Origin of the sequence: Eubacterium sp. An3, from assembly GCF_002159465.1 — a bacterium.
Taxonomy (GTDB): domain Bacteria; phylum Bacillota; class Clostridia; order Lachnospirales; family Lachnospiraceae; genus Anaerobutyricum; species Anaerobutyricum stercoris.
On the sequence record NZ_NFIR01000033.1, the window covers coordinates 19423 to 30752 of the forward strand.

At 43.6% G+C, this 11330-nt stretch carries 8 protein-coding genes; 2 read left to right on the forward strand and 6 right to left on the reverse strand.

Annotated features, from left to right (window positions below):
- Positions 1-44: 44 nt before the first annotated feature.
- The 6 genes from ltrA to B5F87_RS17595 all read right to left on the reverse strand — a co-directional run bounded on the left by ltrA (position 45) and on the right by B5F87_RS17595 (position 9157).
- Positions 45-1964, reverse strand: coding sequence for a group II intron reverse transcriptase/maturase (ltrA, locus tag B5F87_RS17570; protein WP_087283395.1), 1920 nt, complete (start codon positions 1962-1964; stop codon positions 45-47).
- A gap of 673 nt (positions 1965-2637) precedes the next feature.
- Complete coding sequence (locus B5F87_RS17575; RefSeq protein WP_087283397.1) at positions 2638-4116, reverse strand: type IV secretory system conjugative DNA transfer family protein; 1479 nt, start codon at positions 4114-4116, stop codon at positions 2638-2640.
- Between the two features lie 12 nt (positions 4117-4128).
- Entirely contained in the window at positions 4129-5502 is a 1374-nt protein-coding gene (locus tag B5F87_RS17580; protein ID WP_087283399.1) for a hypothetical protein, read from the reverse strand.
- A 59-nt stretch (positions 5503-5561) separates the two neighbouring features.
- Positions 5562-6326 carry a hypothetical protein gene (locus B5F87_RS17585; protein ID WP_087283401.1) on the reverse strand — a complete coding sequence of 255 codons (765 nt, stop codon included), beginning with the start codon at positions 6324-6326 and terminating at the stop codon, positions 5562-5564.
- A gap of 173 nt (positions 6327-6499) precedes the next feature.
- Positions 6500-7549: a ParB N-terminal domain-containing protein gene (locus B5F87_RS17590; RefSeq protein ID WP_087283403.1), complete on the reverse strand. Its 1050-nt coding sequence runs from the start codon at positions 7547-7549 to the stop codon at positions 6500-6502.
- A gap of 57 nt (positions 7550-7606) precedes the next feature.
- Positions 7607-9157 (reverse strand): AAA family ATPase, encoded by a 1551-nt coding sequence (locus B5F87_RS17595; protein ID WP_158097089.1) that lies wholly within the window; start codon positions 9155-9157, stop codon positions 7607-7609.
- Between the two features lie 751 nt (positions 9158-9908).
- On the opposite strand from B5F87_RS17595, the gene B5F87_RS17600 reads away from it, so the two are divergent.
- Together B5F87_RS17600 and B5F87_RS21500 are read left to right on the forward strand one after the other, a co-directional pair.
- Positions 9909-10613: a hypothetical protein gene (locus tag B5F87_RS17600; protein WP_087283407.1), complete on the forward strand. Its 705-nt coding sequence runs from the start codon at positions 9909-9911 to the stop codon at positions 10611-10613.
- Positions 10614-10723: 110 nt separating this feature from the next.
- Entirely contained in the window at positions 10724-10867 is a 144-nt protein-coding gene (locus B5F87_RS21500) for a hypothetical protein (protein ID WP_242964568.1), read from the forward strand.
- The last annotated feature ends 463 nt before the right edge of the window (positions 10868-11330 follow it).

An 11330-nucleotide genomic window follows, 5' to 3' on the forward strand; every position in this document is an offset into this window, starting at 1 on the left:
TTTTTCGAGTCAAGCAATGCAAAGCTGTTGTTATTGATTAATAGTTACGTTGTCGTGATAGGTAAAGGTTTTGTCCCCGCTTTTAGGCGGTACTCATTTAATTTTTCTAATTGTTTCTTATTAAGATTGTATTGCTCCAAATATCTGTTTATGGTATCGGCTTTTGACGCATAGATGAGCCGATGGATATCCTCGAGAACCAATACCAGATTATCGTATTTGTCTGTGCCGCCATCATCCTTTGGTGTTTTGTGGTGGCAGTGGACTTCTTCGGTTGTCTGGAAGTTTATCCCCGTGACCGCGCATTTTCCAGCTTGTGCCGAAAATAAAGATACGCGGTTATCCATATATTCTGTGCTTCGCCCATACGATGGCGTCCGCATGATTTTAAGGAGAAGTCCTGGGTTTATCTGCATATTGTCATGCAATCCCTTTCGGCCTTCTTTTGTGTAGGAGCAGATGTTTCTCTTTTTAGCTATTGGTTTCTTGAATTGGATGTATCCGACTGGATAGATTGGTTCTTGGCTATGTGCTTCATAACGGAGCATTGCCGATTCACCATATCGTTTCCTTTCAGTGCCTGTAAGCGCCCGACCATTCCTCTTGAGCCGACCTTTCTTTTTCTCTTTTAGCCGATTCATTAAGACTGTCATTACCCTGTGACTAATTTTTCCACAGTCCTGGCTGATTTCAGTGGCAATCCGATAATAGTTCTGTTCCCCAACTACTATGGCATTATAGGAACGGATTTCGTCCGCCACTGTCTGCCGCCCTCTTGGATTGGCGATGTTCTTAGCCTGACTCACAAGCTTCTTTGTTACCTTATCAAAGGCTTTGTCGCCCATATGTGACCTCACGACATATTTTTGCCCTTTCTTCCGAAGCCGGATTTTAAACCCCAAAAACTCCATCGGTTTGGACTTTACGTTAACGATTCTTGTTTTCTCTGCGGATACTTTCAGTTTCAGCCGCTCTGACAGCCAGAGCGTTACCGCGATGTGAGCTTTTATGGCTTCGTCTTTCGTTCTACAGAAAATACGAAAATCGTCCGCGTATCTGACAATGTACATCTCTTTTAGCTCGGTCTTACGCATAGCGATATATCCGGCATTATAATTTGGGGCTCCGCTTTTGTTAGGTTTGTGGCTATATTTCTGTGTTACCGGGTTTTTCTGCCATTGGCTGTCAACCCATTGATCCAGTTCATTGAGTACCACGTTCGCAAGCAAAGGGGAAAGGATTCCACCTTGTGGAGTGCCCTGTTCTGGATAGGCTATTTTCCCGTTTGGCATTTTTATGGGTGCCTTCAGGATTTGCCTGACAACATATATGAGATGTTTGTCATGGATTCCCATCGCCCATAGCTGCCGGATTAGCTTCGGGTGGTTCACGTTGTCGAAAAATCCTTCGATGTCGAACTCCACCACCCAGTCCAGGTGAGATTGTTGCAGCAGACGATAGGTTGCCGCAATTGCGTGTTCCGCGCTCCGGTTTGGGCGGAAGCCGTGGCTATTCTCACTGAACCTTGCTTCACAAACTGGCTCCATGACCTGTAGGATGCATTGCTGCACAAGGCGGTCCCATATACATGGGATGCCAAGCGGCCTGGTTTTGCCATTAGGCTTTGGGATTTCTTTGCGGCGCACCGGCTTAGGCCGGTAGCCATGCTTACTGCCTGTGACAATATAGCGGACTTTTTCTACCACTTCCTCCGGTGTCAGTTTGCCGATGTCCGTGATTGTCATGCCGTCCGTTCCCGGGGTTTTGCTCCCAGTATTGGACTTGATGTTTCGGTAGGCTAACAAGATGTTCTCTCTTGATAAGATCAGTCCTATCAGATTGGTGAACGTTTCACCATTCCTGCTCTTGGCATATAGATCATCGAAGATTTCCTGCATCTCGTAATATTCCGCATGTCTTAGGCTGTCTATACTTCTTGTTTTCTTTTTGCTTTGCTTTGCCATAAGGCATCACCTCCCTTACGGGGGATGACTCTTTTTGTCATACCCGAAATCCTTATCATTAGGACTCGAAGATGACGTTGCTCACTGAATGACTTGAGGCCATTCCTTTCTTCCCCCATTACAGGGGCTATCAACAGTCCGACCTCTACTTTTCAGTATCGGTTCGCCTGCTTATATGTTTCGTCAGGCTATCCCAAATGAGGGATCCGATACCTTTCCTTGTTCCGATTGGCCTATCTGTGCATGTACACCTTTAGGTGCCTGCTATGAGCCTGCCAGTTACAATTTCTCTGAAGTGCCCGCCAGCTTGTGTAGCCTTCGCACAACGTGGATTTTCATAAATGGAATTCTTACTCATCCACACTGGCTGTTTTCCTGAAACCGTGTCACATTTCTATGACATAGACGTTTAGACCCGTACATTCGCAGGTTCGTCAGTCCTTTTGGACATTCTCACCTTGGGCATCTTATAGACCCCCGGCCTATAGGCGGCACCGCCCACCTCTGGGCAGTTTTCGTCGGGTTTCCCCGTTACGGCCACTCTCAGCCGACTTCACCGAGCTTCATACACACTGCTGTGCATGTCGGAGTATCAGGGGGAGCGTTTCAGGGCGTTACCCCTTTCATTCCACTCCTTAGCCAATCAGTTCAGGGTGTTACCCCTGCCGCTTTTTCATCTTTTCAGACTTGTAGCGGAACAAGTCGCACTCCACTCATCTTTGTACATGTATTCTAATTGCGATTTATCCTGTAAGATAATGGATACAGAAATATTATATTTTCGCATTGTGGAAATTTTACGTGGAAATTCAGGTACCTTTCCGGTGTTGGCAAATTCGTCCATTAAGCAGCGGATCGGATAAGTAAACCTTGGGCTGCCATTTTCCCGCTGCCGGTTTTCTCCAATATGGTACAATGTCTCAAACAGCTGAGAATACAGCATCGCGGATAAGAAAGCGTATGTGCTGTCTGCCTGTGGTGTGATGATGAATAAAGCGGTTTTTCTGTCTCCCATTTTTTCCAATTCCATATCATCCCGGTTCGTCAGTTTTTTTACTTGTGGAATCTGGAAATATTGTAACCGGACAACACAGGAAATGATGATTGCCTTTAATGTACGTCCGGCTGCCTGCTTAAAGGCAGAATAATATTTGTATGCCAATGAATCTTTTTTATTTTTGATCGCACCAAATTTTTTATCCAGTTCCGATTCCACGGAAGCAGCATTGGACTCGTCCACGTTGGATTCATTGATCATGTCAAAGACAGTTGCAAAATTCATGTTCCGTTCCGTACGGGCTTCATCCCTTAAATAAAAGATACAGGCAGCATACAAAAGACGCTCTGCGTCGACGAAGAATTTGTTATCCCCAGAGCTGGCGCCCTCTCCTTCTGTATTAGAGATCAAACAATCGATCAGCATGAGGACGCCCGCTTCATCACGGATATAATGCAATGGGTTGTATTGGTTGGAATGGCGCATATCCGAAATATTGAAGATCTTGATCACATACCCATGGTTTTTCAATACATGCCCCATGGATGTGACCATTTCTCCTGAAGGATCAGTGATCACATAAGATGCATTTAACTGGAGAATGTTCGGTTTGATGAAGAAGCGGCTTTTACCGGTTCCGGCACCACCGATGACAAAGATATTGTTATTCTTCCATGTCTTTACATCATTCATGGATCGATGAAAGTTTTGGGATAAGATCATATCGCCTGATGCATCCTTATCCACCTGTTTGGTCAAAGGATCTTTATAAGTACCTGGTTTGGACATATATAACTGCTTATATTCTTTTAACTGTTTTGTTGTCATGAACCCGCCAGTACCGCTCACTGCATCCTTTCTGAATGAATAATTTTGCTCAGAAGAGAGCTGTAAAAACACAGTGATCAAGACAGCTGTAAGGGCAGCAAGGAAAAATCCCATAAGAGCCCCTCCAGTGACATGATATAAAAGATTTCCTTCCATAATGCTATCCTGGATTGCCTGGATGCTGGAAAGCAGATTCATGCCTGCTTCATCCATTAAGGATCCAGCGTACCCAAAAAAGTACCCGAGAATGATACCAGAAATAACTCCCATATAAATATTTATGATCTTTGTACTTTGTTTTTTTTCAGATTCTGAAGAAACTGTCACAGGTACCACCTCCTATTCTGGTGTAGGAATCTCAAGGTCGTCCACAAACTCATTTCCGTTGATATCGTGGGCGTCCATATACCGTTCATCATCAGCGATGTCTGCCGCAAGGGCGCGTTCAAATTCCCTGTCGAAATCAAGGGACAGATCTTCGTCCTGCTCTTCCGGAACATAAAACGTATCGCCGGTAAAAGGATCCTCTTCGATGATGAATCCATTTTGCATAGCTCTGGCATCATCCAATAAAACAGGGTCTGTAAGCCCAAGCTGGGACATGTCATGCTGCATTTCATAGTTATCCCTGGCTGAATCGATGAAAGACTCCACAGATACATCATCGTTGGTGAGGATCTGTGCCGCATAAACCTGTTCCGGGTTTGCCTGCAGCAGCTTCTCTTCGATCAAAGAACGACTTTCTTCTTTTTGGCGGAGGATATCCTGTTCTCCTGCTGTGATATCAGGGCAGCCATGTTCTTTATCGATCTTATCCAGATAAGCTGCGCGTTCTTTTTCTCCCAGTTTTGCATATGCAGCGAACTGTTCCGGTGTCAGATCCACCGGGCGATCCATCAAAGCTGTGATCGTGTTGATCTGTTTTTCGTTTTTCACTGCCTGAAGGCAATACCGTTGTCTATGTTCCCCATTCAGTTCATAGGTAAAGGTGGCAGCGTCCCGTTTTGCGATATCTCCATTACGGGCAACGATATAAAATGGAATACCTTTTGTGTCAGGTTCCGTCCATGCCGCTTTTTCTGCGATACGGCAAGAATTTTCTTCCTGATATTGCATCTGCCGCCGAAGGATATCCCCACCTTTCCCACTGAGATCATAGGCAACAGAAGACGAGATCCGGACCATCTCCGGAGCGTCCTTTTCCGCAAAAAACACATCGTACTTTCCCTGTGCCGCTTCACGGACATGGATACCCAAACCACTCTCCTCCGCTTTCCGCAAAAAAAGGACGGCCTGTGCATAATCCAAGTCTTCATAAGACTTGATATGTCCTTCTCCACGGATCATCACCGCGTCTTTTGAGATCCATCCTGCTTCTTTTGCCTGATTGATCGCATGGTTGATGTTAAAGAGTGCTTCCTGGTCTCCTGCCCGGACAAGGATGGCATCCCTGCCGCTTTGTGTCTTTGTCGTAAGGAACGGGATATCCTGTTTCCGCAGGAAACGCGCGATCATCGCTTTCTTCTCTGCAGAGTCCACATAAAACGCAGATAATGGTTCGTTGCGGAACATCTTAGCCGTTCGGCTGCCATCGATGCAATCCATGATAGCTTTGACAAGGCTTTCGGCTAACGTACCAGTATTGGCGATCATCGTTGACACCTGCTCTGTCGTTTTTAAGGCAAACTCAATCTGCCGCTGTTCATTTGCCATACATTAAAACCTCCTTTCTGGCAAAAAAAAAGAAAACCGCATCCAGCGGTTTTCTGATGTTAATATGTTTTGTTATACTGTTTGAATTTTTTGCTTTTTTCTGTTTTCCTGTCTGCCAGAAAGAAAAGGAACCGGGTGTAGCAGTAAAAGGAAAATGTGAAAAAAGTAAGAAAAAGGAGCGTCCCATGTTTTGATAAAAGAACAGCAAGAAGGAATACGAGTATCTGGAACAAGAGAAAAGAGCGGGAGACCTCATAAAGGTTCATGAAGGATCTTGTCAAGAGGATCCCTGCCGCAGCGATCAGGAGATATACCAGACTTTTTTGATCCAGCCAATCAGTATTGATATATTCTCCAAAGAGATACCGTTCTTCGATAAATGCCTTATACACCTTTTCATAAAGTAAGGAGGGGTTTAACACGGTGAAAGCTTCCATATCATGCGGATCCATGTACCAAAGATAGTACACGATATCTGAAGCATTCTTCACTTGTATCCCTGATTTATCCTGAAAAGCAGATAAATACGTTTGGGAACTCATAACGATACTGGATGCAGTCGCTAATGCTGTATGGATCCGTGTATGCAAAAGCGGAAGGTGCATCAGCATACCATGGACGCTGAATGCACCGATTCCCTCTATCACAAAAAATGTTCTGGTCATGATATACTTTTTGTGGAAAAACAATATGGGGATCATCACGATCAGTGCGCTAAACGCCCCAAAGACCAGGAGTAAAATAGGAACATTGTCACAAACATGACACATATAATGGAAGAATCCCCTCCAGAGCATGTCATTAATATCACTGATTTTTTCCAAAGAAAACCTCCTTTCTTCCCACGATTCATAGGCAAGGGGGCTCGGTAACTCAATTACCGAGGGGAATTGCCTTTTATCAACCAGGGATAGAATATCGCTATTGTAGCAAAAGCGCCCCGTAAAGGGGCGTGGTTTCTACCTGATTATAAGTTATATATGAATTTTGTGATAGTTTACGCAAATCTATCAACGATCTGCTGGCACACTTCTAAGAGACGTTCTGCATCGGAGCCTTCCAGATACGGCTCTTCTAAAAGACCTTCCAGATACTCAATGGCATCTTCCATAGAAACAGAAGTGCCAGTCATCGCAGGAGCACCATAGCTTTCCTCGAAGTCGTATCCTGACTCACGATCCAGATCCCCTGCAACGAGATTTATCAGATCTTTTTGGCTCATATCATCAGACTGCGGAGCAGGCGGTTCCGTGAAAGATCCTGTGCCAGTCTCTTCTGCGCTCTGTTCCCCTTCATAATTCGGTTTCTCTTTATCTTCAGAAGTGATTGCTTCTTTTGGAGTTTTTTTCGTGATATAAGGTTCAAAAACATCTTTTGCCTTCCGTCCACTTTTGATCTCTTCCACAATCGTGTTCCGGTCTTCTTCCGGCATGTGGATCAATTTATCTGCCTGTGTCACGGAAATCTGCTTTCCGTCCAAAAGCTCTTCTACATCCTCATTTCCATCTTCTCCGAAGATATTCAAAAACATGCTGGAATACCGCTCGGAGTTCTGGAAATATTCGGTTGCTCTCTGGATGATGGCTCGCCGTATTTCTGTTTTACTGCTGTCTTCCCCCATTGTTTCTTCTGCGTACCGCTTAAAGAGACGGATCATCTTCTTCCTGTGGAAATTGGAATCCACATCATGCCGCTGCTGCAGGTTGGCATCCTCCACGACCAACTGTTTGATCGTATCGCCGGCAGAGGCAGGCAGAGCAATGTTGCATGGGACGGACTGCATATAATCCGGATCGGATTCCCGGATTTTTAAAATAGAAGTAAATCTGCGTGCGCCAGATAAGATCTCATACCGTCCCTCATCGTCCGGACCGGCAACAACGAGCGGCTGGTTCAACCCATACATTTTTAATGAATTGCATAATTCGTCGATCTCGTTGATACCGAACCCGCTGTTTAATGGGGAAATATACAGGGATGTGACAGGTATATTTTTTGGTTCGTATGTGCAAAGTGTTTCCATTAAATTGTTTACTGTGTTTTTCATGATAACATCCTCCTAAAAAAATTATTGTGCTTTTAGTTTAGCAGGTCAAAAATGAAATCAATTCTTCCCTGCAATATTTTCGGTCCGAAAACGAGTGCGGAGCAAACCGGCGGTATTTGTGATGCGGGGTCGCTCGGCAGTATTATGGACGGAGAAAGACAAAGCATTATCAATATAATAAATGACTACTTTTTTCTTTGCTCTCGTGACCGCTGTGTATAATAAACGGCGGGTCAGCATATTGGTCGGTGTGTTGGGGAGCATGATATGTACTTCTTCTTTTTCGCTGCCCTGCGACTTATGGACGGTGATCGCGTAGGCTAATGACATTTTCCCAAAATCATCCCGAGTGACAAGGATAGTTTCATAAGGAAAACGGATATAAACATTCCCTCCTTCTTTTCCTACGATTTCCCCGATATCCCCATTAAAATATCCTTTTTGGTAGTCAGTCTCCGTCATGATGATCCGATCTCCCTGATAATAGGATGTATGCCCATACCGAAACAGCGGAGTACCTGTTTTCGGTTGGATCAATGCGTTTAAATGATGGACACCCATAAGCCCGTCTTTTACGGGGCTTAATACCAGTGACCTTTGAATATCCAATTGGGATAACAGCTTATTAACAGCGTCTTCCGGCTGATGAAAACGGAAGATCTGGAAATCAGAAGCCAAAGTTAAGTTTTCCTCGTCATCACGGATCTTCTTTGCATTAGTATAGATCGTGCCAGACTGCCGCATGACTTCTGTTAACCGATATACTTCAAACATGCCAGAATGGATAAAATCAAAAAGGATATTCCCATAAGATACACTCTGAAGTTGGTCAGCATCCCCGACTAATAAGAGTAAAGCCCCGCTTTGTACTGCCGGCAGCAGCGCGGCACAGGTCTCCATATCCAGCATGGACACCTCGTCTACTATAATAAAGCGGGCATTGATCGGATTATTGATATCTTTTGCAGTAAAAGTGCGTTGCCCCATAGGACGGATCCCTAAACATTTATGCACAGTCTCTGCATTTTCCCCAGTGGAGCGTTTCATCACTTGGGAAGCAGCGCCAGTAGTTGCAAGGAAAACAATAGGTTCATCCGGAAATTTTTTCTTGAAAGCGACCTCCAACCCTTTGATGATCGCTGTTTTTCCGCTTCCGGGCGGGCCGATCAAAAACTTTATTCCACTGCTTTTCAATAATTGGAAGGCCGCCCGCTGCCCGTTGTTATACGGGAACCCATTTTTCCTTTCAATCGATGCGACATCAATATCCGTGATTAATACTGCCTTTGACGCCTCTATCCTTTCTGCATGTTGGATGATCGTATTCTCTTCTTCCCAGATTTTTTTTATATAAATATAAATCTCGTCATTCATCGGTACACAGATACATTGAGTTTCCATCCGTTTCAACTCTGTGAATAAAATCGCTGGCGATAAAACATCATTGGGATACATGGATTGTGCTATTTTTTTGCGGACATATTCGCATAACATATGGAAAGAACAGCAGGTATCCCCATTTTCCTTAAAAGTGATGAGGGCATCCATGATATATCCTTGCACTCTGGCAGTATCATAAGGCGAGAGTGTATCGTGGAAGTAAGCCATTAATTTCTCTGCTTCGTATACAGGCATCCCATAAGAGATCAAAAAAGGGTTTTTTTGTAAACGTCGTAAAGGGATGGATGCTTTTGTCATTTTTTCAAAAATAGGATAAGGAATCTCTAATTTTTGAAACACTGAAAACAATTCTTTGTTTTCAAGTACACTTTGTATCCCCTGTACCAGATTTTTTGCGTGCCTGTCCCCGTTCGGGAAAGAGGATAAAGCATGCGAAAGCGTCCGCTCGGCATGGACTTTACAGCAAAAGGAAAAAAGATCTCCGTCTGATACTTTCATTAATATCTTCATTTCCGACGCAGGAATATCATTCCCTATAAAATAGTGAAGCAGAGTATCCATATCCCCATAGATAGAGAAATCGGAAAAAGTGAAAATATTTCCGTTGAATATCCCTTTCAAGGATAATGGTGTGTTTGGGTTCATATACAAGATCTTCCCATAACAAGTGACCAGCCCATCCTCTGCTTGTGGGAATCTTTCCTTTATTGGGCAAAAAAGGAAGTAAGTATATCCTGTTGCCTCATCCCGCGCCAATGTTTTGTGGTATGTCCCGATCAATGTCCTGCTCATTTTTCGCCTCCTTTCTGTCTATGATAGAAGAAACGGAAAAATATCTATTTTCCCTTGCGCCATTATTATGATGGAAATGAAAAAAAATATAACAGTACTGATTTCTTCATATTAAAGGCAGTAAACAATTGCTTTACATGAAAAACAGAAAAAGGATGTGACAAAATTGGAATTACATGATTACGATGATATGTTGATCGGAAATAAAAAACGGATCACCACTTTTTATAACCAGGAACCTGGAGGCGGAAATGAATTGATCGCATTGCAGATCATCCGCTATGCGATCGAGCAAGTATTGGCATGGACGCCAGAAGAAGCCATGAAAAAATTTGACTTTTACATGATCAGAAAAATGAAATTAGAAAAGATAATCACTTACATCCACTACCCTATCGAGATGCAGGGGGAGGAACCTACCTATATTTTATCCCGGTTATATCCAAAACTGATCAAGATCTCACCAAGACAGCTTATTGAGCATCAATATGAGATCGTTTTATTCCAGCACAAGCAATTCCCACGAGATTATTTTATCGGAACAGAAGGTTTTTATCGCTATTGTGTCTGCACACGGTATCTTTTTTATAATTACAAAAAGATCAAAAACTTAGAAGAGATGTATCAGTTTGCTTTATCACCAGAAGGGCGGCGGTTTATGTCAGCGCACCGTCTCTTGTCACCTGCCATACAGTTGGATATCAATATGGCAGACGTTATTTTTGAGATCACGAAACAAAAGCCTCATGCCAAGCTGTACCACGCCCGGTTTGCTTTAGAGCTGGAAATGGAGAAAAAAAGGAAGAAGGAAAGGGGACTCTCCGATGATTTGGATAGTGGAGATTTATACGGGGAAGAAGAAGATACCTGAATACGTCCTATCTTCTCTGGTCAATAAGTTCCCTTCCTGTACGTTTTACGCTGTATCAGGTCCTTATGGAATATACTGGAAAGGGAAAGTCCCGGAGGAAGATAAAAAAGATGTACAGCATTTTTTACGTCGGAATTGGCTGCGGCGCCAGCGATGGTATGAATCCTCGTGGGACAGGAACAGTAACTACCGGCAAGCGTTCATCCAAAACTATAGCGGCCCGATGCGGTGCCGGTATTGTAACCGAAAACTGACGAAAAAAGACATGGAAGTAGACCATCTGGTTCCTGTGGCAAGAGCAAAAAAAGGGGGATTTGCCAGACAGATGTTAAAAGAAGAGGGAATCGCCAATGTAAATGATGTTCGGAACCTCGTTCCCAGTTGCCGGAGATGCAACCGGAGGAAAGGAACAAAAATGGGGACATGGTATATCCGAGGTATTTTAGGAAAATATCCTGTGTATTGGAAAATAGTTCTTATAGGAAAAATCTTCTTTATTTTTCTTATTTTTGCCTTGCTTATCGTTTTCGGAAAACAGTATTATGCGTTATTTTTACATAATATTTAGAAGAAAAAGCGGAGCTCCGGCTCCGCTTTCTTGATTGATAGGAAATTCCGATTTTTATGGAATTAAAAGAAAGCAAGAGTTCACCGAACATATGTTAGATAAACTCTTGCTTGAGCAGGAAGATAAGACGACACGGGTTAGAAGATATA

What these genes read in the sequence shown, in the direction of transcription:
- ltrA (WP_087283395.1), bottom strand. Translation starts at nt 1,964, where the DNA reads ATGGCAAAGCAAAGCAAAAAGAAAACAAGAAGTATAGACAGCCTAAGA.
- B5F87_RS17580 (WP_087283399.1), bottom strand. Translation starts at nt 5,502, where the DNA reads ATGGCAAATGAACAGCGGCAGATTGAGTTTGCCTTAAAAACGACAGAG.
- B5F87_RS17590 (WP_087283403.1), bottom strand. Translation starts at nt 7,549, where the DNA reads ATGAAAAACACAGTAAACAATTTAATGGAAACACTTTGCACATACGAA.
- B5F87_RS17595 (WP_158097089.1), bottom strand. Translation starts at nt 9,157, where the DNA reads ATGGCTTACTTCCACGATACACTCTCGCCTTATGATACTGCCAGAGTG.
- B5F87_RS21500 (WP_242964568.1), top strand. Translation starts at nt 10,724, where the DNA reads ATGTACAGCATTTTTTACGTCGGAATTGGCTGCGGCGCCAGCGATGGT.